At 67.1% G+C, this 25,965-nt stretch carries 22 protein-coding genes, 1 other RNA gene and 2 pseudogenes; 10 read left to right on the forward strand and 15 right to left on the reverse strand.

Annotated features, from left to right (window positions below; genetic code table 11):
* Positions 1–21: 21 nt before the first annotated feature.
* Together HDA44_RS18180 and HDA44_RS18185 are read right to left on the reverse strand one after the other, a co-directional pair.
* Complete coding sequence (locus HDA44_RS18180; protein WP_184835960.1) at positions 22–2,157, reverse strand: alpha-galactosidase; 2,136 nt, start codon at positions 2,155–2,157, stop codon at positions 22–24.
* Positions 2,158–2,504: 347 nt separating this feature from the next.
* Positions 2,505–3,416 carry a nucleotidyltransferase domain-containing protein gene (locus HDA44_RS18185; protein WP_238353142.1) on the reverse strand — a complete coding sequence of 304 codons (912 nt, stop codon included), beginning with the start codon at positions 3,414–3,416 and terminating at the stop codon, positions 2,505–2,507.
* A 185-nt stretch (positions 3,417–3,601) separates the two neighbouring features.
* Between HDA44_RS18185 and HDA44_RS18190 the strand changes: the two genes are divergently transcribed.
* Both HDA44_RS18190 and HDA44_RS18195 read left to right on the forward strand, forming a co-directional pair.
* Positions 3,602–4,183, forward strand: coding sequence for a winged helix-turn-helix domain-containing protein (locus HDA44_RS18190; RefSeq protein ID WP_184835964.1), 582 nt, complete (start codon positions 3,602–3,604; stop codon positions 4,181–4,183).
* Positions 4,180–4,851: an SRPBCC family protein gene (locus HDA44_RS18195; protein WP_184835966.1), complete on the forward strand. Its 672-nt coding sequence runs from the start codon at positions 4,180–4,182 to the stop codon at positions 4,849–4,851. The genes HDA44_RS18190 and HDA44_RS18195 overlap by 4 nt, the downstream gene beginning before the upstream one ends.
* A gap of 52 nt (positions 4,852–4,903) precedes the next feature.
* On the opposite strand, the gene HDA44_RS18200 is transcribed toward HDA44_RS18195, so the two are convergent.
* Positions 4,904–7,210, reverse strand: coding sequence for a M4 family metallopeptidase (locus tag HDA44_RS18200; protein WP_184835968.1), 2,307 nt, complete (start codon positions 7,208–7,210; stop codon positions 4,904–4,906).
* An 862-nt stretch (positions 7,211–8,072) separates the two neighbouring features.
* On the opposite strand from HDA44_RS18200, the pseudogene HDA44_RS38910 reads away from it, so the two are divergent.
* Together HDA44_RS38910 and HDA44_RS37305 are read left to right on the forward strand one after the other, a co-directional pair.
* Positions 8,073–8,330: pseudogene (locus HDA44_RS38910) on the forward strand (FHA domain-containing protein); the annotation flags it as partial.
* A gap of 1,479 nt (positions 8,331–9,809) precedes the next feature.
* Positions 9,810–10,262: a hypothetical protein gene (locus tag HDA44_RS37305; RefSeq protein WP_238353600.1), complete on the forward strand. Its 453-nt coding sequence runs from the start codon at positions 9,810–9,812 to the stop codon at positions 10,260–10,262.
* A 65-nt stretch (positions 10,263–10,327) separates the two neighbouring features.
* On the opposite strand, the gene HDA44_RS18210 is transcribed toward HDA44_RS37305, so the two are convergent.
* Positions 10,328–10,906 carry a GNAT family N-acetyltransferase gene (locus HDA44_RS18210; protein ID WP_184835972.1) on the reverse strand — a complete coding sequence of 193 codons (579 nt, stop codon included), beginning with the start codon at positions 10,904–10,906 and terminating at the stop codon, positions 10,328–10,330.
* A 202-nt stretch (positions 10,907–11,108) separates the two neighbouring features.
* On the opposite strand from HDA44_RS18210, the gene HDA44_RS18220 reads away from it, so the two are divergent.
* Positions 11,109–11,543 carry a MarR family winged helix-turn-helix transcriptional regulator gene (locus HDA44_RS18220; protein WP_184835974.1) on the forward strand — a complete coding sequence of 145 codons (435 nt, stop codon included), beginning with the start codon at positions 11,109–11,111 and terminating at the stop codon, positions 11,541–11,543.
* A complete protein-coding gene (locus tag HDA44_RS18225; RefSeq protein WP_184835976.1) occupies positions 11,540–12,727 on the forward strand; it encodes an alpha/beta fold hydrolase in 1,188 nt (395 codons plus the stop codon). Before HDA44_RS18220 ends, HDA44_RS18225 begins: the two co-directional genes overlap by 4 nt.
* 96 nt (positions 12,728–12,823) lie before the next feature.
* On the opposite strand, the gene HDA44_RS18230 is transcribed toward HDA44_RS18225, so the two are convergent.
* From HDA44_RS18230 to HDA44_RS18240, 3 genes are all read right to left on the reverse strand, one after another.
* Positions 12,824–13,651 (reverse strand): helix-turn-helix domain-containing protein, encoded by an 828-nt coding sequence (locus HDA44_RS18230; RefSeq protein WP_337906100.1) that lies wholly within the window; start codon positions 13,649–13,651, stop codon positions 12,824–12,826.
* A gap of 263 nt (positions 13,652–13,914) precedes the next feature.
* Positions 13,915–14,733 carry an alpha/beta fold hydrolase gene (locus tag HDA44_RS18235; RefSeq protein ID WP_184835980.1) on the reverse strand — a complete coding sequence of 273 codons (819 nt, stop codon included), beginning with the start codon at positions 14,731–14,733 and terminating at the stop codon, positions 13,915–13,917.
* 22 nt (positions 14,734–14,755) lie between these two features.
* Positions 14,756–16,249 carry an MFS transporter gene (locus HDA44_RS18240; protein WP_184835982.1) on the reverse strand — a complete coding sequence of 498 codons (1,494 nt, stop codon included), beginning with the start codon at positions 16,247–16,249 and terminating at the stop codon, positions 14,756–14,758.
* A 72-nt stretch (positions 16,250–16,321) separates the two neighbouring features.
* Between HDA44_RS18240 and HDA44_RS18245 the strand changes: the two genes are divergently transcribed.
* A complete protein-coding gene (locus tag HDA44_RS18245; RefSeq protein ID WP_184835984.1) occupies positions 16,322–16,882 on the forward strand; it encodes a TetR/AcrR family transcriptional regulator in 561 nt (186 codons plus the stop codon).
* A 180-nt stretch (positions 16,883–17,062) separates the two neighbouring features.
* On the opposite strand, the gene HDA44_RS37310 is transcribed toward HDA44_RS18245, so the two are convergent.
* The 4 genes and pseudogenes from HDA44_RS37310 to HDA44_RS18260 form a co-directional block, all read right to left on the reverse strand.
* Positions 17,063–17,443, reverse strand: a complete 381-nt coding sequence (locus HDA44_RS37310; RefSeq protein WP_238352481.1) for an MFS transporter — start codon at positions 17,441–17,443, stop codon at positions 17,063–17,065.
* Positions 17,444–17,528: 85 nt separating this feature from the next.
* A pseudogene (locus HDA44_RS38915) lies at positions 17,529–18,242 on the reverse strand (MFS transporter); the annotation flags it as partial.
* A gap of 59 nt (positions 18,243–18,301) precedes the next feature.
* Complete coding sequence (locus HDA44_RS18255) at positions 18,302–19,591, reverse strand: DUF3089 domain-containing protein (RefSeq protein ID WP_184835988.1); 1,290 nt, start codon at positions 19,589–19,591, stop codon at positions 18,302–18,304.
* 30 nt (positions 19,592–19,621) lie between these two features.
* Positions 19,622–22,096: an alpha-L-rhamnosidase-related protein gene (locus tag HDA44_RS18260; RefSeq protein WP_184835990.1), complete on the reverse strand. Its 2,475-nt coding sequence runs from the start codon at positions 22,094–22,096 to the stop codon at positions 19,622–19,624.
* An 82-nt stretch (positions 22,097–22,178) separates the two neighbouring features.
* Between HDA44_RS18260 and HDA44_RS18265 the strand changes: the two genes are divergently transcribed.
* Entirely contained in the window at positions 22,179–22,796 is a 618-nt protein-coding gene (locus HDA44_RS18265; RefSeq protein ID WP_184835993.1) for a TetR/AcrR family transcriptional regulator, read from the forward strand.
* 220 nt (positions 22,797–23,016) lie between these two features.
* Here the strand turns inward: HDA44_RS18265 and HDA44_RS18270 are convergent, their stop codons facing one another.
* From HDA44_RS18270 to HDA44_RS18280, 3 genes are read right to left on the reverse strand one after another with little or no spacing between them, the layout of a single operon-like run.
* Complete coding sequence (locus HDA44_RS18270; protein WP_337906103.1) at positions 23,017–23,982, reverse strand: helix-turn-helix domain-containing protein; 966 nt, start codon at positions 23,980–23,982, stop codon at positions 23,017–23,019.
* The gene (locus HDA44_RS38580) at positions 23,891–24,460 is read right to left on the reverse strand and encodes a DUF6879 family protein (protein WP_337906104.1); all 570 of its coding nucleotides are present in this window, start codon (positions 24,458–24,460) and stop codon (positions 23,891–23,893) included. Before HDA44_RS38580 ends, HDA44_RS18270 begins: the two co-directional genes overlap by 92 nt.
* The gene (locus HDA44_RS18280; protein WP_184835997.1) at positions 24,457–24,699 is read right to left on the reverse strand and encodes a hypothetical protein; all 243 of its coding nucleotides are present in this window, start codon (positions 24,697–24,699) and stop codon (positions 24,457–24,459) included. Before HDA44_RS18280 ends, HDA44_RS38580 begins: the two co-directional genes overlap by 4 nt.
* Before the next feature lie 293 nt (positions 24,700–24,992).
* Here HDA44_RS18280 and HDA44_RS18285 point away from each other — a divergent pair, with 293 nt between their 5' ends.
* Positions 24,993–25,154, forward strand: coding sequence for a hypothetical protein (locus tag HDA44_RS18285; protein ID WP_184835999.1), 162 nt, complete (start codon positions 24,993–24,995; stop codon positions 25,152–25,154).
* A 3-nt stretch (positions 25,155–25,157) separates the two neighbouring features.
* A complete protein-coding gene (locus HDA44_RS18290) occupies positions 25,158–25,355 on the forward strand; it encodes a hypothetical protein (protein WP_184836001.1) in 198 nt (65 codons plus the stop codon).
* A 203-nt stretch (positions 25,356–25,558) separates the two neighbouring features.
* On the opposite strand, the gene ssrA is transcribed toward HDA44_RS18290, so the two are convergent.
* Positions 25,559–25,936: a transfer-messenger RNA gene (gene ssrA, locus HDA44_RS18295) on the reverse strand.
* Positions 25,937–25,965 lie beyond the last annotated feature (29 nt).

The following is a 25,965-nucleotide window of genomic DNA, read 5'->3' on the forward strand; positions in this document are numbered from 1 at the left end:
CTTTCCGGCGATCGGGCGGGCTTACCCGATCGCTGTTACGTCCAGCAAGATCGCGTTCTCGGGCCATTGCGCGGGGACCAGGACGCCGACCGAGGCGAGGGCGGCACCGGTCAGCTCAACGCTTCCACCGTCGGCCGACCAGGCGGCGGACCGTGCGGCCGGGCCGGGTGTCGTGACCATCTTGATGCTGTACGTCTGCTGCGGGTCGAGCCCCGGCAGCCGTACCCGGCCGACCGCCGACGTCACCGACTGCCGTACCTGGACGACACCGAACACGGCCCGGGAGCCGTCTTGCGCCACGACGCCGTGTACGAGTACGTCGTCGGGGCCGCGGTCCGCGCGGACGACCTGGCCGGTGTGCAGCAGCGGGCGCAGCTCCTTGTGCAGGGCGACCCAGCCCTTGAGTTCGGCCCGTTCCTCAGGCGTCGCCGAGGCGATGTCCCATTCGATGCCGAAGTGACCGAACAGCGCGGTGATCGCACGGAAGGACAACGTCTGCGTACGCCCGGTGGTGTGCGCCCGCGGCGGGCCGACGTGGCAGCCGATCAACTCCGGCGGGAGCAGCAACTGGGTATACCGCTGGATGGTCTGCCGTTCGAGCGCGTCGTTGCTGTCACTGCCCCAGACCCGGTCCGTGCGCTCCAGAATGCCGAGGTCGACTCTCGCGCCACCGGACGAGCACGACTCGATCTCCAGGCCCGGATGCCGGCGCTTCAACTCGTCGATCAGTTGGTATACCGCTCGTGTTTGCGCGTGGACGCCGGCCTGGCCCGTGTGCTGGTTGCCGCCGTCAACGAAATCACGGTTGTGATCCCACTTCAGGTACGCGATGTCGTACTCGGTCAGCAGGCTGTCGAGCCGCTCGAGGATGTACTCGTAGGCTTCTGGTATACCAAGATTCAGGCCCTGCTGATGCCGCGCGGTCGGCGGCATCCGGTTGCCGGTGGCAAGAATCCAGTCCGGGTGCGCGCGGGCCAGATCTGAGTCCGGGTTCACCATCTCCGGCTCGACCCACAGGCCGAACTGCAGCCCGCGACTCTTCACGTGATCGACCAGCGGATGCAGACCCTTCGGCCAGATCCCTTCGTCGACGTACCAGTCACCGAGCCCCGCGTGATCGTCCCGCCGGCCGCGGAACCAGCCGTCGTCCAGCACGAACCGCTCCGCGCCGACCTCGGCGGCCGCGTCCGCGAGCGCCTTCAGCTTGTCCAGGTCGAGGTCGAAGTACACGGCCTCCCAGGTGTTCAGTACGACCGGACGCTCGGTACGCGGATGGTTCGGCCGGGACCGCAGGTACTCGTGGAACCGCCGCGAAACCTGGTCAAGGCCGATCCCGTACGAGCCGTAGATCCACGGAGTCGCGTACGTGCCGCCCGGGGCAATACGAACTTCTCCCGGCAGCAACAGTTCGCCGCCGCCGATCACCCCGTACCCACTCATCCCGCGCTCGGCGTACGACCGGTGGTTGCCGCTCCAGGCCGTGTGTACGCCCCAGATCTCACCGCTCCGGAAGCCGAACCCCTCGGTGCCGGCCAGCAAGAGCAACGTCGCGTCGGCACCGGTCCGGCCGCGGCGATTGTCGCGAACATGCGCGCCCTGAGTGAACGCATGCCGCTGCGGATGCCGCTCACCGATATGCCGACCAGTCAGATCAAGCAACTCGGTCGCCTCAGTCGGCACCGGCAACGCGAGGTACAGCCCATCCAACGTGTACGTAGTCGAGCCCGTGTTGGTCAGCTCCGCCTTCATCTTCACAAGCCCCGCCCCAGTGACCTCAACCACCAGCCCCAACCCCAGCCCAGCCACCCCATCCACACCCTCAACCCGCACCCCACTACCGCCCCGCACCCCGTCGCCGGTCTGCGTGACGCCGGTGAGCTCGAAGCTCGCCGAGAAGTCCTGGCCGTCGCGGTGACCGTTCAGCCCCGGCAGGCCGAACCACCCCGCGGAGTACTCGGGCACGATCGCGATCGGGCGGTTGTCGTCCAGCCCGTTCCCGTCCTGCACCACGCCGGCACCGCGGCGCAGCTCCAGCAGTGCGTCCGCGCTCAGTTCGCCAAGATCCGCACCCCAGTGCAGTACGGCCGGAAGCCCCGGACCGGAGCAGTCCAGCACCAGTCCGACCCCACCACCCCGAAGCTGCAGAATGTTCGACACTGTTGATTCACTCCGCTTTCTGATTGATTTCAGGACGGAACTATTTCCCGCCCCAGCCCCGTTGTCAATGCTTCACACCGTGAAGTAAATACGGCAGCACCAAGTTCAGCCGTACAACGACAGACCCAAGACCACCCGTCAACCATCAGCCCGACGCCACCCGTCGACCACCGAGCCATGCCCACCCATTGACCGTCGAGCCAAGCTCAACCGCCAACTGTCGCGCTGGGCCCAGCGGCTGACCCCGCGGGCAAGGTCAACGAATCGGGTCAGCACGCGACCCCAGCGCACGACCTCAGCGGATGAGGTCAGCGGATGAGGTCAGCGGATGAGGTCAGCGGATGAGGTCAGCGGGTGAGGTTGCGGCTGCGGACCGAGCGGAGCCAGTCATCGACTCGGGCGACGTCCGGAGTCGCGGGCAGGAGCGTGTGCCGCAGCGCGTCGTCGAGCTCGCCGTGCAGCCGCAGCCGCCAGCGCTCCACCTCGTCCCACGGCAGCTCACCCCGCCTGATCTGCAACAGCCGCTCCCGGTACCGTCCGGCATCAACCACAACATTTGCTTCAAGCAACAACCCACGAGCCGCGATCAGCAGCCGAATCAGATGCATGACGTGCTTCCACTTCGGCGCCCCGTCCCGCCGGAAGTCCGTCTCGAGCTTCTTGAACTGGCTCAGCACATAACCGGAGTACGTTTGGTATGCCAACTGAGATAGGAAGGACCGGCGCAGACCGACCAGCTCCTCGCCCAACGGGGTTTGCTGCACGACGAGCGGCGAGTACAGAACCTCCAGCAGGTTCGGGTTCGACTTCAGCGCGAGCTCGCAGAACCGCTCGACCTCCCAGGAGAACCACTCCGGCTCCGGTCCGTCGACATGCGCCGGCGGTTTCACCAGCGACCAGTACGCCTCGGTCGGCGCCACGTACACCCCGCGGGTATCGGTGTCCGACTGATCGGTATCCAGCCCGAACGCCCGCGACCCAACCACCGCCGCGTAGATCGTGTGCTCCCGCACCAGCCGATCCCCATCCGGCCGAACAAGCCCGATCGCCTCGTCCTGGTACGCCGTCCGCAAACTGAACTGATCCCGCCGAGCAATCGCCTCGCGCCCATCCACCAGCCGAACCACGTACCGCCCATCAGCAGTCACCGCAGCCACCCGCCCCGTCGCACCCCGCTGCGCGATCCCACCCTGACCGTCAGCCACAGCACCCCGAAGCACCACCTGCGCACCCACCGCCAACCGCAGCCCCTGAACCATCACCCACCCATGCTGCCCGACCCCCACCCCCCAATCCATCACCACCGCACCGCACCGCACCGCACCGCACCACCGCACCACCGCCCCTCGCCCCTCGCCCCTCGCCCCTCGCCCCTCGCCCCTCGCCCCTCGCCCCTCGGCGAGCGTGCTCTTGACAAATTTTTCTGTCAATTGGAGATTGGGGTATGCGTTTCGTCGAGGACTCCGAGCAGGTGCGGTTGGCGTTGTCGCCGATCCGGCGGCGGTTGCTGGAGCTGTTGCGGGAGCCGGCGTCGGCCACGCAGCTTGCGGCCGCGCTCGACCTGCCTCGGCAGCGGGTGAACTACCACTTGCGTGAGCTGGAGAAGGCAGGGCTGATCGAGCTGGTCGAGGAGCGTCGGCGTCGCGGCCTCACCGAGCGGATCCTGCGCGCGACGGCCGCGACGCTGGTGGTCGATCCGCTCGTCGTCGACCCGCTGCTCGGCCGGGCGTTCACCGAAATCCAGGACCAGTACGCGGCCGAGCACCTGGTCGGGGTCGCCGCCGCGACCGTGCGGGATGTGGCGCGTATGCAAAGCACAGCGGAGGCGGACGGCAAACGTCTGCTGACGTTCACGCTCGAAACCGAAGTGCGGTTCGCGGAACCAGGCGACGTACACCGCTTCACCAATGCACTGACAGAGGCGGTTCGCCAGGTGGTCGAGGAGTTCGACACCGCAGCCGGTCGCCCGTACCGACTGATCGCAGGCGGCCACCCAGCACCGCGTCGTACCGAAGGAGAATCATGACGTCGAAGATCGTGGTCACCGTCGCCGCTCCGGTGGATGTGGTGTGGGATGCCCTGCGGGACAAGGAGAAGATCCGGCACTGGCATGGCTGGGAGTACGAGGGTGCCGAGGGCGGGCTGGACGAGGAGATCGACCAGATCTACTTCACCCACGTGGTCGAGGACGGTACGACGCTGCGGCTCGGGAACGGTGACGTGTTCGCGGTCGAGCCGGTCGAGGGCGGTGCGCGGATCACGCTGACTCGGGCACCGCTGGGCGCGGACCCCGACTGGGACGCGTACTACGACGACGTCACCGAAGGCTGGATCACCTTCCTCCATCAACTGCGCTTCGCAGTCGAACGGCACCCGGACGAGCCACGGCACACGCTCTTCTATTCCGGCACCGCGCCGATCGCCGGACTTGGTATACCAAAACAGCCAGCCGGCACAGCGTACGAGCTTGAGCTCTTCAGGCAAGAGCTCAAGGGCGAGGTTTGGTATACCACCGACCACCAGACCGGCCTGACAGTAGATGCCTGGGGCAACGGTCTGTTGATCGTCAGCCACATCCCACCCGGCGAGCAGAAGCCGGACGGCGCCTCGATGGCGATCCTCTCCATCTACGGCGACATCGACCGCGACGACCTCGACGCCCGCTGGCAGTCCGGCTGGGCTCAGCTCGGCTAGAACACCGACCGCCGCACCCACGACAGGTGGGTACGGCGGCCGGTGTGGTTGGTCAGCTCAGGTTCAGGCCCGTGTCGTCGATGACGAACGAGGTCTGCAGCGAGACGTCCTCGCTACCGGAGAAGCTGATCGTCACGGTCTGACCCGCGAACGACGACAAGTTGAACGACTTGAGCGAGTAGCCGCTCGCCTTGTTCAGGTTCGAGTACGTCGCCAGCGTGGTCGAGCCCGCCTTCACGGTGAGCTTGTCGTACTGCGTGGTCGTGGTGGTTTCCGCGGAGTCGACGTGCAGGTAGAACGACAGCGTCGCCGAGCACCCGGCCGGGATCGTCACCGACTGGCTCAGGTTGTCGGTGTGCGTCTGGCCGTACCCGTCCAGCCACGCCTTCCAGGTACCGCCGTGCGCCGGCTGGGAGGCGTCGTTGTCGACCACTCCGGTGGAAGCGGTCCATGGTGCTGCCGTACCGGTCTCGAAGCCGGGGTTGCCGAGCTTCTGGCCGGAGCAGGTGCTGCCACCACCGCTGACGGTGATTGTGAACGACGTGCTGCCAGACCCGCCCGCACTTGCGGTCGCCGTCGCCGTGACATTGAACGTACCGCCGGCGGTCGGCGTACCCGACACGGTGCCAGTGGACGAACCGATGGTGACACCAGCCGGCAGACCGGTCGCGGCCCACGTGTACGGCGACGTGCCACCGGATGCAGTCAGCGTGAAGGGCGAGAGCGCCGTACCAACCGAACCAGTCTTGTTGCCCGGGTTGGTGACGGTAACACCGCCTGACGTGGAGCACGTCGGGTCACCGGACTGAGCCGGCACGCTAACCGCGTCCCATGCGGCCTTCACGGTGTTGAACTCAGTGCAGCTACCCGGGTACAGGTTCTTCGCAGCAGTCAGTGTCCAGGTCCGGTACTTCAGGTACGAGCTGCTGCTGGTCTTCATCAGCATCGCGTTGTACATGATCCGGATCGCCTTCTGGATCCCCAGACCGGTAACGGTCGAGCTGTTGCACGTCGGGCTCGCCGGGTTCCCGTTGCTGCCCTGGGACAGCAGGTAGAACCAGTGGTTACCCGGACCGGCGGCCGCGTGTACTTCCGTACCCGGAATCGAGCTGGAGTAGCAGTTCGGGTCACCAAGCGCCGATGGGTTGTACATGTTCCGGATCGGCCCACTGCCGACCAGGTTGATCTCCTCGCCGACCAGGAAGTCCGGAGTGTCGTACGGTGCCGGCTGGTTGCTGTACCACTCGGTAGCCGCGCCGAACGTGTCAGCAACGAACTCCTGCGTACCGCTACCGGAGATACCGCCCGGAGTGTGGTCGTCGATGCCATGGCCCATCTCATGCGCCACCACGTCGATCGAGCCGATCCACTGGTTGGCACTGTTGTGACCGATCTGCACCTGTGAACCGTCGTAGTACGCGTTCTCGTCGTTCAGCCCGACCCGGATCGGCCAAGCACCGCCGCTGCCGTCCATGCCGTTGCGGCCGAGCCAATCGGTCAGCATGTGCTTCTCGGTCTGCGCGGAGTACAACGCGTCGACACAGCCGGTCTCGCGGTTGGTGGCGTCGCCGTTGCCCCAGTTGTCATCCGGTCCGCTGAACGTGGTGTTGTTCGCCGCGTCCTGACAGGACAGGTTGGTGGTGTTCGGGTCCTTCATCGAGTACGTGCTGCCGGACTGCGTTGTGTCCAGGTGCACCGGATTCGGCCCGCTGTACGCCGCTGTGCCGTTGCCGGCCATCACATGCTCTTTGGTACCAAGCACCTTGCCGCTCTGCGCATCCACGTACACGGAGAGGCTCGACGGCTCCTTGCCCTTGTTGCCACTCACCCGGGTCTGCCAGGCAAGCTTTGGTATACCATTCAGCGCGTACACCGCGAGCGTTGGTGTAGTAGCTGAACTGACCTTCGTGAGCTGCTTGTTCGCGGTCTTCCCCGCGGACGCGGCGGTCACCTTCGCAGTGGTCGACAGGTCGGGTACGGCGGTGGTCTGGGCGACCGACGTGTACTTGACCGCACCCTTCTCGTCAGTCACGACGACGAAGTCACCACCGACTACCGGAAGACCCTTGTACGAACGCTCGTACGGGACGTACTGCAGCCCGGACTGCTCCGAGATCACCGGTTTCGCGGTGAACTTGTCCTCCTTCGAAGCATGCAATGCACTGGGCCGGCCGGCCACCAACGACGACGCGGAGTCCACCGCGTACGCCTTGGACTGAGCCTGCGACGGCCGCGGCGGCGGTGCCGCGCTCGGTGCGGCCCCGGCCGCTGAAGCCCCGAGCCCGGCGAGTGCCATCGCCGCGAGGCTGGTGACCCCGAGCACGACGGCAGGTTTGCGGGAACGCTGAAACAAGACCATTGGTGTGGTCCCTTCGCGAGTACGGACGGACCGCGCCGTGCGGGGTCCGACCGGGTGCTTGGGCGGGTTGCGCCTCGCCGGACTGCAGACGGTGCACCACGCCGTCTGGAACCTCCGGCCTACTCACCGGTTCCACCGCGGAAAGCCCCCACTTTCCATCCATCCCCGATGAATCGCGCGGCGCGACACTACGACCCCACCCGCACCCGAACAAGACGCGATCGTGCCGCTGACACCACCATGACAACTGACCGCGTTGTCACCACCACTAACAGCTAACAAACCCACCCCCACCCTGAGATAAATCACAATCCCCCACCACCCCTTGCCACCCACCCGAACCCCACGCCATGCGCCCCGCCCTAGCCACACGCGGTACGCCCCGCCCGCGCCTCGCCCCACCTGCTCCCGAACGGACATCCGCGGCGTGGTTCTCCACTCGTGTTGTGGGTTCACCACCCGCATACCAGTGCAGAACCCACCACATCAGTGGATAACCACAGATGTGGTGGGGCCGCCCGCCGCCCTCGCACTCGGGTGAGGTGGACGACCGGGGTACCCGGCGGGTCGCGGAGGGTTGGCGTGGGGTGCGGGTTGCGTGGGTGCGTGTGTAGCGGGGGTGTTGCGGAGGGTTGGCGTGGGGTGCGGGTTGCGTGGGTGCGTGTGTAGCGGGGGTGTTGCGGAGGGTTGGGGCGGAGGGTTCGGGTTGCGAGGTTGGGGATCTGCTGGTGGTCTGGTGCGGGTGTGGATGGCAGAATCGCGCAGACGGGTTGGACGCCGGCGGGGGTGCGACGCCTCGGCGACGGCGGGACGGAACTCGATCAGGACGACGCCGGCTGGGGTGTGAGTGGAAACCGAATTCGTGCTGTCGCTCGGTGAGCAGCGCTGGCAGTTGCCGACCGAGGCGGACACGTTCACCATCGGCCGTGCCTCGAACGCCGACGTACGCCTCCAGGCAGACGACCAGATCTCCCGCATCCACGCCCGCCTCACCCGCGACGGCGCCACCTGGACCCTGCACGACGAGTCCCGCAACGGCACCGGCCTGAACGGCCGCCGCCTCACCGCCCCCACCCGCCTGACCACGGGCGACCGAATCCACATCGGCCGCAGCGTCATCACCTTCACCCACACCACCTCAACCACCCCACCAGCCCCGCCGGCGCCCATCCCCTCAACCACCCCACCAGCCCCGTCGGCGCCCGTCCCCTCAACCACCCCGCCCACCCCGCCGTCGCCTATCCCCACAACCACTCCACCAAGCAGCCCGCTGGGCGCCCTCGATTCCGCCCCCGCAGATACCCCGCCGAGAACCCCCGACTCCTCCCCCGCGGACGTCCCACCAAGCACCCCCGAACCGGCTCTCGGCGAACAGCTTCCCGACCAGTTCGGTCAGGCTGGAGACCCCGAACCCCCCGTCGGCACAGGCACCCCCGCCTCACCCGGCGCATCCAGCACGGCGGGTACATCTGGCGCGGTTGGCAACTCGCTCGGTGCGGTTGGTACGCCTGCTGGGACACCCGCGGCGAGTTCTGACGGTTCTGCGAACTCTTCAGCATCCGAAGCCCCGGCGGCTGAACCTTCCGATGAGGCAGTCGCGCCTTCTGCCCCGTACAAGCCATCGCCACCCCACGAGTCGCCAGCCGGGCACGAGCCGCCGGCCGCGTACGAAGGTTCTGCCGCATACGAGTCAGCTGCCGCGTACGAAGATCCTGCTGGGCATGAGTCACCCGCTGCGTACAAGGGTCCTGCCGCGCATGAGTCGCCCGCTGCGTACGAAGGTCCTGCCGGGTATGCGGGTTCTGCGTACGAGGCCGAGCAGGTCGCGAGTGACGGGCGGATGGGGGCCGCGGGGCTGGTTCCTGGCTTTGACGCACCTGGTGCCGGGGCTGATGTACCCGGTGCCGAGGTTGGGCGGCGGTTGTCGGGCGCGGATGCGCCCGGAGACAGCGGCCTTCGCGGACGCGCGGAAGTACGCGGAGATGCAAGCGCTCGCGGGGATGTCGGTACTCCGCCGGACGCGGGTCGGTTTGCGGACGGGGCTCGTGTCGGTGCGCCTGCGGGCGGTGGGGCTCGTGGGTCGGCTAACAGCCGCATCATCGAGCCGGCGGGTGTGGGGGACCGCGGGGATGACGTGGTGGGGGATGTGCGGTTGGTTCGGGTGCTGGCGGTGGCCGGTGCGATTGTGGGGGTTGGGTTGATTGTGAACCTGATCATCACGTTCGGGTCGGGTGGGCCTGGGGGTGTGTTGCGGTGGTTGGTGCCGCCAGGGATCGCGTTGGTGGTGGGGATGGTGCTGGCGCTGCTCGACGCGGCGGCGCCGGTCTCGTCGGTGGCGCGCGGGGTTCCGGGTGCGGCGGGAGAAACAAGCAGCGAGGGCGACGTAGGCGTCCGAGGTGCGACCGACCACGGTGCCGGCGTTCGCGGTGTGGGCGACGGTGCCAGCGGTCAAAGCGCTGGCAGTCGCGGTGCGGGCGACGAGGGCGCCGACGGTCAACGTGCGGGCGGTCGCGGTGTGGGTGGCGGTGACGGCGGTCCCGGTGTTGTTGGGCGTGGTGCGGGTGGTCGGGGGGTGGGGCGGTTTGAGGTTTCGGTATTGGTGGCTGTGGGGGTGGTGCTGGCGGGGGTTGGTGTAGGTGGGTTCGCGTTGAGTGCAGGTGTCGAGTACGTCGCCGGCTACATGAGTGGCAATGAGTCTGGCGAGGATCGGCTGGTGAAGCCGGTTTCGCGGACCTCTTCGGGTATCACGGTCACGGTCGAGAACGTCACGTACACGAGTCATTTCACCCGGGTCGAGGTGCGGCTGAAGAATGCGGCCAAGCAGGCGGTGACGATTCCGATCGACGGTACGGCGCTGACCGCGGCCGGTGGTGCGGGGCTGCGTGCCGACAGTGGGCGGAGCAGTTGGCCGGGGAAGGTCGCGGCGAGTGGTACGGAGCACGGCACGATCACGTTCAAGGGCAAACTGCCCGACAGCGCGACGTCAGCCGTACTGACGTTCAAGTCCGGCAGCACCACCTTCTCCGTACCGGGTATCGCAGTCACCAACTAATCACCACCAAGCAGCAGCCGTCACCAGCTGATCACTAGTTGAGGGCCGCGCCCGGCGCGGAGCGGTTAGTTGTCGGTTTGGAGGCGGCCGTGGATGTGCCAGTCGTGCCAGCCGTCGGTGTGTTTGATTGCTTGCCGTAGCGTGCCTTCCAGGCGGTAGCCGGAGCGTTCCGCTACCCGGCAGGATGCGGCGTTCGCGATGGAGTGTGAGACGTTCAGCCGGTTGAAGCCGATGACGTGGAAAGCCCAATCGGACAAGGCGTTCACCGACCGCGTGGCGACCGAGCGTCCGCGTGCGGCGGGGGTGACCCAGTACGAGACCGAGGCTGAGCCTTCCGCGAGTGAGATGCCGCGCAGGCCGACCTGGGCGAGTGGCTGGTCGTCCGCGTCGGCGACTGCCCAGCTCGCGGCGGTTTCGGCGTCCCAGCCGTCGGCCCACTGGCCTACCCATTCGGTGGCTTCGTCGAGGGTGTCGAGGCGGCGTACGTGCCAGCGCTGGATGTCCGCGCAGCCGAACGCGGTCCGTACCGCGGCGGCGTCACCGCGGCGCCACGACCGGAGGACGAGACCGTCGGCGGCCAGTCGCGGCTGGGCGGCGTCGCGCAGCGTTCCCGGTGGGAGGGCCGGTTCCACGAGCAAAGGCATCCCGTGATGCTAGTGCGGATCGATATACATCGAAATTTGATATAGCTCTCCGGACCGGGCGGACCGGGCGGACCGGGCGGACCGGGCGGACCGGGCGGACCGGGCGGACCGGGCGGACCGGGCGGACCGGGCGGACCGGGCGGACCGGGCGGACCGGGCGGACCGGGCGGACCGGGCGGACCGGGCGGACCGGAGGTGGAGGATGGGCGAGTTGGACGTCGATCGATTGACGACGGTGATCGAGGACTTCAACACGATCTTCATTCGGCTGCCGGCGGTGCGCCGGCTCAACTTCTCCGCGTTGTCGGTGTTACACACCCTCGATCGCAACGGCCCGCTCCGGTTGACGGATCTGCTGGCGACCGAGCAGCTCAAGCAGCCCGCACTGACCAGCCTGATCGCGAAGCTGGAGCAGGACGGTCTGCTCGAGCGCCGAGCCGACCCAACCGACGGGCGCGCCAGCCTCATTTCACTGACCGCCGCCGGCGCCGAGATCGTCAACTCCCGGCACGCCCACCGCGTCAGCAAACTCGCTCACCTCGTCGACCAGCTCACCCCGGACGAGCGCGCCGTACTCGCCAGCTCCGTCGACGTACTCCACAGACTGACTGAAATCTCCCGAGAGGACGCAGAGTGATCCCGACCCCGATCCACGTTCCCGACGAGGTCCTGGACGACCTGCGCCGCCGGCTGCGCGCCACCAAATGGCAGCTCGACGCCGGCAACGAGGACGGCTTCTACGGCGTACCGCGGTCCCGCCTGCAACCACTGGTCGAGTACTGGGCCGACGGGTACGACTGGCGCGCCACCGAGCGTGCGATGAACGTGTACGCCAACTATCGCGTCGATGTCAGTGGTATACCAGTGCACTTCCTGCATCGCCCCGGCGTCGGCCCGCGCCCGATTCCGCTGATCCTGAGTCACGGCTGGCCGTGGACGTTCTGGCACTGGTCGAAGGTGATCGACCGGCTCGCGGACCCGGCGGCGTACGGCGGTGATCCGGCCGACGCGTTCGACGTGATCGTGCCGTCGCTGCCAGGGTTCGGTTTCTCGACCCCGACCCGGCCGGACATGAACTTCTGGAAGATCGCCGACGTCTGGCACGAGTTGATGACCGACGTCCTCGGCCACCAGAAGTACGCGGCGGCCGGTTGCGATGTCGGTGCGCTGGTGACTGGGCAACTGGCACACAAGTACGCCGGCGAGCTGTACGGAATCCACATCGGATCGGCGCTGAAGCTGTCGTTCTTCAACGGCGACCGCGGTTGGGACCTGAGCGGCGGCCGGCCGATCCCGCCCGAGCTACCGACGGATCTGCGCGAAGGCCTGGTCGCGTTCGAGCGCCGCTTCGCCGGCCACCTCGCCGCGCACGTGCTGCACCCAGGCACCCTCGGGTACGGCCTGGCCGATTCCCCCGTCGGCATGCTCGCGTGGATCATGGAGCGCTGGCTGAGCTGGTCGGAAGGCGAGCCGTTCAGTGACGACGACCTGCTCACGCACGCGACGATCTACTGGGCCGGCAACGGGATCGACACCTCGATCCGTACGTACGCGAACAACAACCGCTACCCGTGGACACCGTCACACGACCGCAAACCGGTGATCGAGGCCCCGACCGGAATCACCTTCGTCGGCTACGAGAACCCGCCTGGCGTGCGTACGCCGGAGGAACGCGTGCAGAACTTCCTCGGCGGCGATCGCGCCGAGTGGTACAACCACGTGAATGTCAACGCCCACCCGCGCGGCGGCCACTTCATCCCGTGGGAGGTTCCGAACGAGTGGACCGAGGATCTGCGGCGTACGTTCCGTGGGCGGCGCTGAGGGCGTACCAAGGACAGGTAGTGGTCCTCGGCTAGGTGGATTGGTGCGGTGCCTGGCGGTGCGGTCCCGCGTGAGCTCTTGCCGGGCGCGCTACCACTACCCGTTGTTCGGTACGCGGCGGAGGTAGGCGGCGGTCTGCTGGTCGGCCGGAAGGTAGGTTTCGATCGCGATCTCGTCGAGGGTGATGTCGAACGCGGTACCGAACGTGGTGACGGTGGTGAGAAACGTCAGCTCGGCACCCCGATGACGAATCCGAATCGGCAACGCAATCTCAGCCGGGTCGGGCACCCCCAGGTTCACCGCGTCCGCGCCGGATGCGGGACGGTCGGGTTCCGTCGTGTCGAAGGGGCTGTTGGCAACCAGTTCGTCGTGGAGGTGGTGTAGCTCGGGGTCGCCGCTTACGGCTGCCTGGTGAGCGAGTCTCGGCAGTAGGTAGGCGCGTACCTGCGCGAGGTTGCTGATTCGCGAAGCCAGTCCCCCGTCCGGGTGCAGGCCGAGGCGCATCAGGTTGATTGGTGCCTTGCGCAACTTCGGGTCGAGACTGTCCAGAAACCGATTGAACGGATCGTTGGCCAGCAGCAGATTCCAGCGCCGATCGACGGCCAGCGCCGGGTACGGCGAATGCGCTTGGAGGACCTGTTCCAGCGCGGCCCGGACCCCTGACATGTCCGGGTCGTCGAGCGGGGTCTGCCGGAAGACCGGCGCATGCCCGGCGGCGACGAGCAGCCGATTGCGTTCCCGGAGCGGTACGGCGAGGTGCTCCGCTAGGTGCAGCACCATCGCGGCGCTCGGCGTCGTACGCCCCGTCTCCACGAAGCTCACGTGGCGCGACGACACCTCCGCCCGGATCGCAAGCTCAAGCTGACTCAACTTCCGCCGCCGCCGCCACTCCCGAAGCAACCCACCAACCGACCCATCACTCACCACTCACCACCACCCAAGATCCACTCGCCAACCGACCCCACTGCTCACCACCCCCACCCACAAACAACTCACCACCCGACCCGACCACACACCACCCCCGCCCCACAAGCAATTCGCCAACCGACCCGGCCGTACCGCCGCGCTCACGACCAACTCGCCAACCGGCCCGACCGCTCACCACTCACCACGCATCGCCATCCCAGAGCAACTCGCCGACCAGCGGCTCCTCACCGCCGCCACCCTGCGGAGCGGCTCGCCGGCACTCATTCGGTGCTTGAGTATCGGGGGTGGCGTTCGCCGCGGACGAGGTAGCGGCGGATTTGTTCCGCGATTGTGTCGGGGGCATTCTCGTCCGGGGCGTTGTGGTCGAGGCCGGGCAGGATCGTGTAGTCCGCGTCGGGCAGGAGTCCGGCCAGCCGTGGGAGTACGCCGGTCAGGTACGTGGGCGACTTCGCCCCGCCGAGCAGCAGGGTCCGCGACGCGATCGCGGCGTACCGGCTGCCGTCCGAGTCCAGCCGCACGATCTCGCCGAGCTCGGCCGGGGTGAGCGGCATCATCTCCCGGGCCTCGTGGCTGCCCGGTCCGCGCAGCATCAGCCAGGAGATTGCCCACAGCAACGGCCGGGTCTTGAACGGCAGCAGCCCGGTCTCGCGCAGGAACGTCGTCATCGCCGCGACCTGCCGCCCGTCCTCGACCTGCCGGTTGAATTCGGGCATCCAGCTCGCGCCGAACGATCCGTCCAGGCTCACGCCCGGCTCGTACACGATCAGCCCGTCCACCGGCTGCCGCAACCCGGCGTGCAGCGCGACCAACCCACCGTAACTGTGCCCGAACAGCACCCGCGAACCGGTGTGTTCCAGCACCGCGAGCACATCGTCGGCGTCACTCTCCACGGTGTACGCCGGGTCGCGGCCCGCGCTTTCCCCACGCCCGCGCCGCTCGATCACATGAACCTCATGCGCCCCTGAAAGCGCCCGTGCCAACCGCCCGTAGTGATGCGCTCGCCGATTGTTCCCCGGCACCACGACCATCCCCGGCCCGGACCCGATCGTCTCGACCGCGACCCCACCCACACGCGCCATCCCGGCACCTCCCTCGTCAGCCCTACTCTCCCCAACGCCGCTGACATGCCGCTGCCTTCCCGCTGACATGAATCGCGATCAGAACGATCGCCAGCACAGCGGTGACCGTCGCGGCCAGGAGAGCGGCAACGACGAGACCACGGGTGTACGCGGCGAAGGCCGCGTCGAGAAGGCCGATCGCGTTGCCGCCGGCAGCGACCGCGCCGGTGACCGACTCGAGAGCGGCGGGAGGTACGCCGTCACCCATCGTGTTGCGATAGACGGTACTGGCGATGGTGCCGAGCGTCGCGATCCCGACGGCCGCACCGAGCATCGTCGCGGTTTCGGAGATTCCGGATGCGGCGCCGGCGCGGTCGGGTGGAGCACTGGTGAGTACGAGCGAGTTGGCGATCGTAGCGGTCAGCCCGACGCCGTACGTGAGGACGACGTACCCGGCCAGGAAGACCCAGAGGCCCGTTCGCGAGTCGAGCGTGACGATCACCACGAAGCCGGCGGTCGCGGCGAGCATTCCGGTGATCAGCAAGGCGGCCGACGTGAACCGTTCCGCGAGCGCGGCAGCGGAGGCGGTACCAACGAACGAGCCCACCAACGTTGGCAACGCCCACAATGCGGAGTCGAGCGGCGTGAGGCCATGCACGTTCTGCATAAAGGGAAACGCGAGTACGCCCAGCCCTGCCGTCACGAGCGCGACGACCGTGTTCGTCGCGACCGCCGTGGAGAAGCCAGGGCTGCGGAACAGACTGAGGTCGATCAGCGGATGCGATGCCCGGACCTGCCGGATGCCGAAGACCGTCCCGGCCGCGATCCCGGCACCGGCCCCGGCGATCGCGGCGGGAGTGAGACCGTCTCGCGGGATCTGGGTCGCGGCGAAGACCAGACCGAGGATCGCAACCAGCGATGTCCCGGCACCGACCAGATCGAAGCGAACCGGCTCCGCACTCTTCCGCTCGTCGATCAGGAACGGCGCCACGATGAGCAGTACGAGCATGACCGGAACATTGATCAGGAACACCGCTCCCCACCAGAAATGGTTGAGCAGTACCCCGCCGACGATCGGGCCCGCGACCGCGCCGCCGGTGAAGGCGGCGGTCCACGCGCCGACCGCCATGCGACGCTGACGTTCCACGTCGAACATGCCCCTGATCAGCGACAACGTCGACGGCGCGAGCGTGGCACCGCCGATCGCCATCAGCGCGCGGGCGAGGATCAGCAGCTCCGGGTTTGGCGCGTACGCGACCAGAACCGAGACACCGCCGAATACTGCCGCGCCGATCAGCAACAACCGCTTGCGGCCGATCCGGTCGCCGAGGCTGCCCACGGTCATCAGCAGGCCGGCCATCACGAAGTGGTAGATGTCCATGGCCCACAGCCACTGCTCGGAGGTCGGATGGAGCGCTGCCGAGATCGCGGGTCCGGCGACGAAGAGCAGTGACGCGTCCATCGAGGTCAGCAGCGCCGGGCAGAGCAGCACCAGCAAACCGCACCAGGTGCGTACGTGGTTCCGATCGGGTCGCATGGTCGCGATCGTACGTACGTACAGATTTGATTGGCAATATGTACGTACGTCCAAATTGGTATCGTGCTGGGTATGGGACAACGGGAAGACCTGATGGCGGGGGCGCGGACGTGTCTGGTCGAGAAGGGGTACCACCGGACCACGGCGCGGGATATCGCGACCGCGTCCGGCGCGCATCTGGCGTCGATCGGATACCACTACGGGTCGAAGGACGGCCTGATGAGCGCGGCCGTGCTGGAAGCGCAGGGCGAGTGGGGCGACGCGGTTGACGCGGCGGTGCTGGCGGCGGGGAAGGTGAGTCCGTCGCGGCGGCTGCAGGTCTGTATCGATGAGCTGATCAAGGCGATGGACGGGCAGCGGGCGGTGCTGATCGCGAGCGTGCAGGCGTACGCGCAGGCTGCTTTCGCAGCGGAGATCCGGTCGATGATCGCTGCTGCGACCGCGGGTGCGCGGAGGGACCTGGCCGCGATGGTGCTCGGGCGACCGGTTGAGGAGATCGACGACGCCACCGCGCAAGGGCTGGGCGGCGTCGTCCATTCGATCATCGTCGGCCTGTCGATGCAGGCCCTGCTCGACCCGGACTCCCTGCCGACCGGCGGGCAGGTGACCGACGCCCTCCGCGTCCTCGGGTAGGCCGGACGTGCAGCACTCACCAACCTCGCGTACGGCCGGGCATCGAGCCTCGAGTGAGCGCGGCACCCGCCGACCGGCGCGAGTTCGTGAGTGGCACAGGTCCGCGACCCGGCCAGCCGGCGTGGGTGGTGCAGGTCCGCGACCCCGTCAGCCGGCGTGGGTTGGGTGCGGGTTTCGCGGTTAGTTGGTGGTGTCCAGGCGGGTGTCGATCGTGGTGATCGGCTCGCCTTGGCCGTGGGCGCGGAAGGTGGCGCCGATCAGGCCGGATGCGGCGGTGACGATGACCATCAGCACGACCAGCGTGCTGAAGCCGCCGTGCAGCAGCGTCGGGACGAAGACCAGGACGATCGCGGAGACGATCCGCGCCGCGCCGAAACTCAACCCGGTCGCCGTGCCGCGGAGCGTTGTCGGGAAGTTCTCCTGCGTCCACAGCTTGTAATGCGCCTCGCCCGCCAGCACGTTCGCGAACCCGTACAGCACGAAGACGCCGACCAGCGTTCCGGCCGTGACCGGCAGTACCAACAGACTCAGCCAAGCGACCACCTGCAACACGGCACCCATCGTGAAGATCGGCCCGTCGCGCCCGCGTGTCCATCACGAACATCATCACCGCGACCGTGATCACGATGATCGGAACCGCGATCAGCGACGCCAGCAGCGCCCGATCCGGAGCCAGTCCGCCGACGGTCTCCAGCGCGTACAAACCGAAGGAGCCATAGAAGTTCGTCCCGATGGTCAGCAGACCGTAGAACGCGATCATGGCCACGGTCGTACGCAGCAAGGCCGGACTGAACAGGTCCTGTACGCGGGTCCGGCGCCCGCTGGACTGTTGCCAGCTGACCGATTCGCGCATCCGGCGGCGGAGCGCCCACGTGACGATCGCCAGCAGCAGGAACTGCCCGAAGATCAACCTCGGCATCAAGTCGCCGTACTTCGTGGTCAGCAGGACCAGCACGATCACCACCAGCGGCCCGAGCCCCCACAAGAACCCGGTGAACGTTACGAACTTGCCCCGCTGCGCGGCCGGCGAGCTCTCGCCGACCAGCGCGAGCGCGGTGGGTACGTCGGCGCCGATCGCCAGCCCGACCACGATCACGCCGATGAAGAGCATTGGTATACCAGACGCAAACACCAACCACAGCAGGCCGAAAGCGTAGAGCAGCAGGTCGGCCGCGTACACCTTCTTCCGTCCGTACCGGTCCCCGATCCGTCCACCGACGATCGCGCCGATGCCGATACACACGGTCAGCGCGGCGGACAGGAAGCCGAGCTGCCAGGACGTCAATCCGAACTGCGATTCCCAGCGGCTGAGGCTCGCGGACACGCCGACGATCGTTCCGGCATCGAGGTACGACGCCATGCCCGCGAGCGCCGCCAGCCGCCATGGGCTGACGGCGGTGATCTCGGACTTGATCGCGGTCACTGGATGGCCTTCCAGGCAACGGTTTGAGCGGCCAGGAGCTCGGACAGGTTGCCTAGCGCAAGGTTGTAGTCGGCAACATGGAGCCCGAGCGCCGAGGTCGACGCGCTAGCAGGAAGGATGTTGGCACCGCCATCGATCTGCAGCCAACTGGCATTCGCGGTACGCCGGCACTGCCCGGTGAGCGTCGACGCATAATGCGCGAATCCGGTGCTGAAGCTGGTCAGGTCGTAGCCGAGCAACTCCAGCCAGAGGTGGCCGTTCGGGTTCAGAATGTTGCCTTGAACAAGCGTCCTGGTCGGCATGTAAGTGTTCAGCGAAGTCACTGCACCAGGATCCGCACCAGCCACGAGCGCCGCCGGATTGACGCACGCGATCTGATGGTTCGGGTCGTTGCTCCAGGCAAGACTTCCGCTGCCAGGTGCAGTGCCTTCCGCCTGCTGGTACGAGGAGTACGCCACAACGCACCCGACCGGCACCGACGTACCACGTTGGCAGAGTGGCAGATGCTGGAAGGTCGATCCTGGGTCAGCTCCCCCGCCGGCGACGCCTCCGGTCGGTACCGTCACCGCGCCGCCCAGCAGCACGGCACTCACCAGTTGCCGGGTCACCTCCGGGTTGCCGTCGATCGACGCCTGGATCATCCGCTCCAGCGCGACGCTGCCCTGCGAATGACCGAGCAGGATCACGCCGCGACGCTTGCCCGTCGCCGGGTCGAGGTTGTCGTGGTTCCAGTAGTAGTTCCAGGCCTGTTGAACATCGGCGAATCCTTCACCCAGGTACGGGTCGGCGCCGGTCAGCACGCCGACCGCAAGATCCGGCAGCGTCGCCTGGCGGTACAGCGGCGCGAACATCCGGCATCCGCTGGTGAACCGGGCGGCCTGGGTGAGCATCACCGCGGCCTCTTCCGGGCGAGCGACCGGCGGGTTCGAACCCAGGTTCAGCAAGGGATTCGCGAGCAGGTCGACGGTCGGGTACACGTAGAAGCAGTCGACCGGCGGATCGGCCTGCGCCGTGAACCGTTCGACACCGGCCGGCGCACCGCCGACCACATTCGTCGTGTCCAGCGTGACGAGACTTCCGTCTGGGTACCGAGCGGTTCCGGCGGACTCGACCGGGTTGCCGTTCGCGTCCTGGTTGCACGGGTTCGCCGGCATCCCCGGCCGGCACAACCACACCGGTGTGACCAGCGGATCGGCCGCGGCAGTCGATGCGCCGACGACGGCTTGTGCTGGCACGAGCGCGACGCTGGCCGCGCAGGCAATCAACCTTCTCCGGAACGACGTCATGGCTCAACTCCTGTCGAGTATGCGAACGGATCAGATCTCGGCGTCGAAGCGCCCGGCCGGATGGCGGGTGGTGCGGCCCGATCGGCTCACGAGCTCGACGGGGAGCGGCGAATCCACCTCGACCCGCTGCCCGGTGACGGCGACCGAGATCACGCCGTACGGGGTCGGCGCGGCGCCCTTCGCGTGGGTCAGGTGACCGAGCCGAGGCGCGACGCGGACCGTGGTGAAGCCAGGTTCGGCCGGGCTGATGCCGAGGGTGTAGCGGACCAGGTCACGGGTGGGCGTCGCCGACCAGCCGTGACAGTACGAGCCGCCTTCCCAGCATTCGCGAAAGGCAGTCGGAGCGTCCTTGAGCAGCGCGATCCAGTCCAGGCACAGCGGCGCGATCTCGTCTGCGGCACCGAGCAGGGCAAGCGCGTCGTGGACGACGTACCGGAAGAACGGCTGGGCGCCGACCACGAGGCGTTTGGTATCCCATTCCGGGTCGGGGCGCGCGGAGACCGGCTGACCGTCGACCGGACCGCGGGCGTCGCCGCCGTGGTCGGCCAGCGGGCTGTCGGTGAACATCGCGTCGCGGTCGAGCAGCAGGCGGCGGACATCGTCTTTCCGCTCCGCCGGAACCAGATCGCCGCAGATCGCCGCGGCCGCGACGTGCTCGCTGACCGACGAGCCGATCCGCCCGGCGACGAGATTGTCGCGGTACGCGCGTCGGTCCGCGTCCCAGAAAGCTTCGAAACCTGTTCGCAGCCGATCGTGGAAAGTACGCGCCCACTCTGCGCGGCCGGTGTCTCCGAGCCAGTCCGACATTTCGGCGAAGTCCAGTAGGCCGCGCGCTACCAGTGCGTTCAGGGCCGCGCTCGCGCCTCGTACCTGAACTGGCGACCAGTCGATCAGGACCCAGCCTGGTACGTTGCTGATCACCTCGCGCTCGTCGACGTACGGTTCGAACCAGCGCAGGATGCCCTCCGCCGTACCGAGGAGGCTCGCGACGAGAGCGCGGTCGCCGGTGTGCGTGTACAGGTTGTGCACCGAACGGATCCAGTGCAGTGACCAGTCCGGGATGGTCGGGATGTTCGGGGTCGCGAAGTCGCCGGCCACCACCATCGGCAGCAGGCCGTCCACCCGGGGTTGAGCGAGCAGCCGCGGGTTCCAGCGCGCCAAACTCCAGTCCTGGTTGGCGATCAGGTCGACTGACTGGTGTACGACGGCATCGCCCGTCCAGGCGCGCTGCTCCCGCGTTGGGCAATCGACGTACGCGTCGTGTGCGGTGAGATCGACGGTACGAAGACCGATGCGGTAGATCTCGTCGAGGCGCTCGTCGCTGGAGCTGAACGGGGGGACGGGTACGCGCGGGCGCAACTGCTCCTTCAGCTGGATCTCCGTGATTTCGGTGCCTTCAGCAACTACAAGCACCAGGTACCGACCGCCGACCGAGTCGGTCGAGTTGTAGCGATCGTTCGATCCGCGGATGGTATACCGAAACACCGGGCTGCTGTCGAGCGCCGCAACCGTTGGCACTTCCAGCAAGGCACCGTCGATCACGGAGCCTTCCGGCGCCACGACCTCCAGGTCGATCCGCCCACTGACCACCATTCCGAAGTCCGCCACCACCAAGCGATTCCTGCCATGGTCGATCGGCGTGGAGTCCAACGCGGTACGCAAGTTGGTGCGCGGGTCATCCTCAGCGGACTGGGTGCAGGGGTGACTCGAGAGGATGGTTGCGGTGCGGGTCTCGCCGTCCAGGTGCGGGATCGGCCGGGCGCTCAGTACGCCCCACGGCTCGGTCGGCGGACGAGTCGCTCCGCTCGCGCCGACGATCGAATGCTCAGCCAGGACAGTTGCCTGCAGCCACTGACTGTCATCGAACCCGGCCTCGGTCCACGCCGGATCGAGCAGCCGCGCGTCGAGCACCTCGGGTAGCTGAGTGACCAGAACGCCCATCGGCTCGCCCGGCTGCCAAGCATCACCCGGCTGGTAGCGCCAGCTCTCGTCCGACCCGATGACCTCGTCATCCAGCGCCAGCTCGGCGACCAGTCCGCCACCACCCATCGTGAAGCTCGGCGGTGACGGCTCCCACCACGGGACCGGATGCCCGTAGAAGCGTGCCAGTACTGCGATCACGTTGCGCCCTTGCTGGAGTGCGGGCAGTACGTCGTACGCGTCGTACGACAACTGGCGGGGGCCGTGGCGTACCGGGCCGGTGCCGATCTCCTGCCCGTTGAGGTACAGGAGGTAGCGCGCGTCCGCGCTGATCCGCAGCGCGGCGGCATCCGGCAGCGTTGCCAGGTCGAACGTCTTACGGAACAGCACCCGCCGATCGAACCGCGACCGATCAAGCGCCCCGTACGGCTGCGCCGCCGTCGGCCCACCCAACGCCGTCTCCCCCGCCCAAACCCACTGCCCAACCCACCGCGCCCGCCCGGTCCGGTCGCCCAGCCCATTCCAGTCGCCCTGCCCGGTCCACTGCCCAGCCGGGTGCCCGTCTGCTGGCTCCGTCGACCCCATCCGCCTCACATCCTCCTGCTCGGTGGACAGGAATTCTACTTACCACTAGGTAGAATTCAAGAGGATGCGATAGGAAGGATCCATGGCAACCAACCGCGCCGGCCGCAAAGTACAACCCCGGGGCGAGTCCCGGCGCGAGGAGCTGCTGAAGGCGGCCGCCACGCTGTTCGCCGAGCGCGGGTACGCGAGCACCAGCATCAGCGACGTCGCGTCCGCCGTCGGCGTCACCCAGCAGGCGCTGCTGTACTACTTCGGCAACAAGGCCGGCCTGCTCCACGCGGTGATCGACCAGCGCGACGGCATCAGCCTCGAGTTCGCCCGCGAGCTGGCCGAGCTCGGCGGGGTGGCGGCGCTCGAACAGCTCCCCCGGTACGCCCATCGCAATGTCGCCGACCCGGACCTGGCCCGCCTCTTCACCGTCCTGGTCACCGAAAACCTGCAGCCCGGCGACGTCGCCCACGACCATTTCGTCACCCGCTACCGCAACCTACGGGCCCTGATCGAACAAATGATCACCACCGGCCAGCAAACCGGCGACTTCTCCGCCGCCGTCGACCCACGACTGAAAGCCACCGAAATCCTCGCCTTCATCGAAGGCCTGAACACCCAATGGCTCCTCGACCCAGCCTCGGTAGACCTGGTCGCCACCACCGAAAACTTCGTCACCGACCTGATCCAAACCCTCACCAAACCAGCCTGACCCACGGGCGCGGTTACCCAACCGCCCCCAGACAGCAAAACGCGCGGGCCAGCCGAGGCCTGCTGGCCGTGCCTCCTATCGCCGGCCTCTACTGCTGGTTCGGTGCAGCAACCTGCGATGACATGGGAAACGACAGGACACACACGCTTCGGTCGACCAGTCGTGGGCCGATACCGCATTCCGATGCCGACACCCGACTGGCGGGAGGACTGGCCACAGGTCAAGAAGTAGGGAGCTGGTACTGGCCGAGCGTGCGGGTGAGAAGTGCGCGTGCTTCGCCGCCGTAGACGGCGGCGTTGGCTAGGTGTCCGAAGGAACGTTCGTACGCTCCGATCTCGCCGGCTTGGCTGACGTTGAGCACCGCGGTGAATAGCTCGACGAGGACCAGTTTGTCGTCGTAGAGATAGAAGCCGTGAATTGGTGCGACGGCGAGCGGAGCGCCGAATGGAATAACCCCGACACGGATCGTCGGCAGAGTCGTCATCGAGATGAGGTGACCGATCTGGCCGGTCATGACGTCCGGCGGACAGACTTGATATCTGAGTACAGCCTCGGTCATGACGAAGTGGAACTTCTTGTCGCCGCGGTGCAGAATTCGCTGGCGGTCCATACGGGCGGCGATCGCCTCGTCGAGCTCGGCTTCGCTCTTCGGAACTCCACGTTCGGACTCGTCGGGGTCGCCTTCCGCGAAGCGGTACCGGGCGTACTCCGCCGTCTGTAGTAGCCCCGGGACGAAGCACGGCTCGAAGTTGCGGGTCACGGTGGTACTGGCTTCGATGTCGGCGATCGACTTCTGCCGAGACGGTAACCCGGTCCTGAACATCCGGCGGAACTCGACGTACTGCTGCTCGAGCGAGCGAAGCGAAGCGGTCAGTTCAGGCACGACTTCGTCGCGATCGCAGATCCGTGCCCAGGCTGTCAGATCGGCGTCGGACGGTGTCTGCCGGCCAGCCTCGATCTTGGACACCTTCGACGGTCCCCAGCCAGCCGCGCCGGCAAGATCCCGGCCGGTGAGTTGGGCATCCAGCCTCATCTCCCGAAGGCGATTGCCGAGCGACTCTCGCGCTCGCTGGAAGCTGGACACCCACACCCGCTTACTTGTTGATCTGGTTCTTGCGAAGGAACTCGTCGTCAAACTGGTTGAGGTACGCGGCTCGCGGTACAGCGAACCGACGTGCGAGGTCACGGTAGCGCGCGTGCTCGACGACAACGGCGGGGTCCTGCACGACATCGGCGCCGAGCAACACGTCCTGATCGTCGAAGCGCAGAATTCCCATCGTGCTGGAGTCGAGAAGCCAGTAGTCGTACGTCGGCAGGCCGAGTTCGTCGGCGCGTTCGCGCGACAGGTACCGGATGTCCTCGCCGGCCGCGGTATTGAGCCTTGAAAGGTTCAGGCCAAATCGGGTGTAGTCCGACCAGGGCTCTGTGATCACCCGGACTCGCTCGATCCGCATGCCTTCGAGGGTCCGGCGGAGGACGAGGCCCATCCAGTCCTCCATCCACGCGCCGTCATCGGGTTCGCCGGCGAGGAACTTCTGAACGTGCTCGGCCTCGCCCTGGTCGGCGTAGTTGTCTCGCACCTCCAGCCGGTATGCCGTGTGCTCGTAACTGCGAGCGAACCGTATGAATTCAGGACCAACGGCAGCGAAGCTCGATTCGCTCACGCCGTCGTGCCGGTGTGATGCGCGACGATCAGGTCGGCAAGGGCCTTGGTGATGATGACCGCGTCCTCACCCTCCGGAAAGTTGACCAGCTGACCGCGGGCGTCCGCGCTCGTGAGCTTGTAGCCCTGCACGATGAACCGATCGCCGTCCTCGGTCGCATAGTACGACGGGCATCCGTCCTTCCCGCTGTTGCCGTCGGTAGCGAGGTGCTGGAGGTGTTCGGGCTGCTTGTGATCCATGAGTCGTTCTCCTGGCTGATTCTGATCGAGAGGGGATCTGCGTTGCTCACCCAGAGTGCGGACAGGACTACGCAAGAGTCAATGGATTCGCGAGAAATCTCAAGCAACTTTCTTCTACTGTCGGTGATTGCCTCCTAGCGTTGTGCTCACTCGGTCAGGGCGGTGGGCGAGCCAGTCGAGGCGCCGCAGGCTATGCGTGGCTCCCCCTGCCCTGTCGCCCTGGCCGTTCCAAGTCGGCGGTCCCTTCGAATGAGCGTTTCGAGGGACCGCCCCGCAGAGACGGAGGACGGGGCATGGAACAGGAAGCGCAGGGGACGCGGCCGTGGCCGGTGCTGCGGTCGGCGCAAGAAATCGAGTGCGACGGCTGGAATCCGTCGACCGGCCGGTCCTGTGTGCTGGGCTATCACCGGGGCTGCCATCGCGATGCCGACGGCGTCGAGTGGCTGGACAGGTAGCCCGTGGAGGTCCGGATCGGCCGGCATCGTCCCGGCGCGAACGTGGCGCCCGCCTTCATCCAGTACCGGAGCAGAACCGATCGGCACTGCGAGCACGGCTGCGGCCGCGGCATCGCGAAGGGCGACACCTACCGGCAGGTGAAGAGCAACGGGCAGCGGATCTGCCTGCCCTGCTGGGCCGAGTCCTGGCCCCGGACGTAGAGCGACGGAGCGTGTGGGTCGATCCCTGCATCCGCACGCGTTCGCTCACCAACTCTCCCGAAGCAGTAGCTGACGATGGACGTGAACTTTGGACGGGCGTGGCGTGCGCGGCGGTACTCAACCGCGGCGGCGCACGGCGATCGTTCATGGCCTCAGACAGCAAAACGCGCAGGTCAGACGGGGCTGACCTGCGCGTTTTCAAGGGGTGGAGGTGGCGGGAATCGAACCCGCGTCCTTCGGCGTTGCTTCAAGGCTTCTCCGGGCGCAGTCTGAATGGCGCTTTTCTCAGCCCCAGCGTTTGTACAGACATCTCGCTGACAGGCTCAGTCACTGTAAATGTCCCGAACTAACCCCGTGACCGGGCTAGCACAGCAAGCTCTCTGAATGAGGCCAGGAACCGGGGCGAGAGCATCCCCGGGCTGACCACCTCTTTAAGTGCTCAGGCCGTCAGGCGGCGAGAGCGAGGTCAGTGCGCTTTGTATTGGCACTTATTGGTTTCCAGGGATCGTTTACGAGATAACCCTGGATCCTCGGCCCGCTTCCCTTGGAACATACGTCCAAAGTCGAAACCGTTCACCCCCTGTTGAGTTTTCAAACTCCCACCGGCCCC

The organism is Kribbella solani, from assembly GCF_014205295.1.
Taxonomy (GTDB): Bacteria; Actinomycetota; Actinomycetes; order Propionibacteriales; family Kribbellaceae; genus Kribbella; species Kribbella solani.

What these genes read in the sequence shown, in the direction of transcription:
- HDA44_RS18185 (WP_238353142.1), bottom strand. Translation starts at nt 3,416, where the DNA reads ATGGTTCAGGGGCTGCGGTTGGCGGTGGGTGCGCAGGTGGTGCTTCGG.
- HDA44_RS18190 (WP_184835964.1), top strand. Translation starts at nt 3,602, where the DNA reads ATGCGTTTCGTCGAGGACTCCGAGCAGGTGCGGTTGGCGTTGTCGCCG.
- HDA44_RS18195 (WP_184835966.1), top strand. Translation starts at nt 4,180, where the DNA reads ATGACGTCGAAGATCGTGGTCACCGTCGCCGCTCCGGTGGATGTGGTG.
- HDA44_RS18200 (WP_184835968.1), bottom strand. Translation starts at nt 7,210, where the DNA reads ATGGTCTTGTTTCAGCGTTCCCGCAAACCTGCCGTCGTGCTCGGGGTC.
- HDA44_RS18210 (WP_184835972.1), bottom strand. Translation starts at nt 10,906, where the DNA reads ATGCCTTTGCTCGTGGAACCGGCCCTCCCACCGGGAACGCTGCGCGAC.
- HDA44_RS18220 (WP_184835974.1), top strand. Translation starts at nt 11,109, where the DNA reads ATGGGCGAGTTGGACGTCGATCGATTGACGACGGTGATCGAGGACTTC.
- HDA44_RS18235 (WP_184835980.1), bottom strand. Translation starts at nt 14,733, where the DNA reads ATGGCGCGTGTGGGTGGGGTCGCGGTCGAGACGATCGGGTCCGGGCCG.
- HDA44_RS18240 (WP_184835982.1), bottom strand. Translation starts at nt 16,249, where the DNA reads ATGCGACCCGATCGGAACCACGTACGCACCTGGTGCGGTTTGCTGGTG.
- HDA44_RS18245 (WP_184835984.1), top strand. Translation starts at nt 16,322, where the DNA reads ATGGGACAACGGGAAGACCTGATGGCGGGGGCGCGGACGTGTCTGGTC.
- HDA44_RS37310 (WP_238352481.1), bottom strand. Translation starts at nt 17,443, where the DNA reads ATGGGTGCCGTGTTGCAGGTGGTCGCTTGGCTGAGTCTGTTGGTACTG.
- HDA44_RS18255 (WP_184835988.1), bottom strand. Translation starts at nt 19,591, where the DNA reads ATGACGTCGTTCCGGAGAAGGTTGATTGCCTGCGCGGCCAGCGTCGCG.
- HDA44_RS18260 (WP_184835990.1), bottom strand. Translation starts at nt 22,096, where the DNA reads ATGGGGTCGACGGAGCCAGCAGACGGGCACCCGGCTGGGCAGTGGACC.
- HDA44_RS18265 (WP_184835993.1), top strand. Translation starts at nt 22,179, where the DNA reads ATGGCAACCAACCGCGCCGGCCGCAAAGTACAACCCCGGGGCGAGTCC.
- HDA44_RS18280 (WP_184835997.1), bottom strand. Translation starts at nt 24,699, where the DNA reads ATGGATCACAAGCAGCCCGAACACCTCCAGCACCTCGCTACCGACGGC.
- HDA44_RS18285 (WP_184835999.1), top strand. Translation starts at nt 24,993, where the DNA reads ATGGAACAGGAAGCGCAGGGGACGCGGCCGTGGCCGGTGCTGCGGTCG.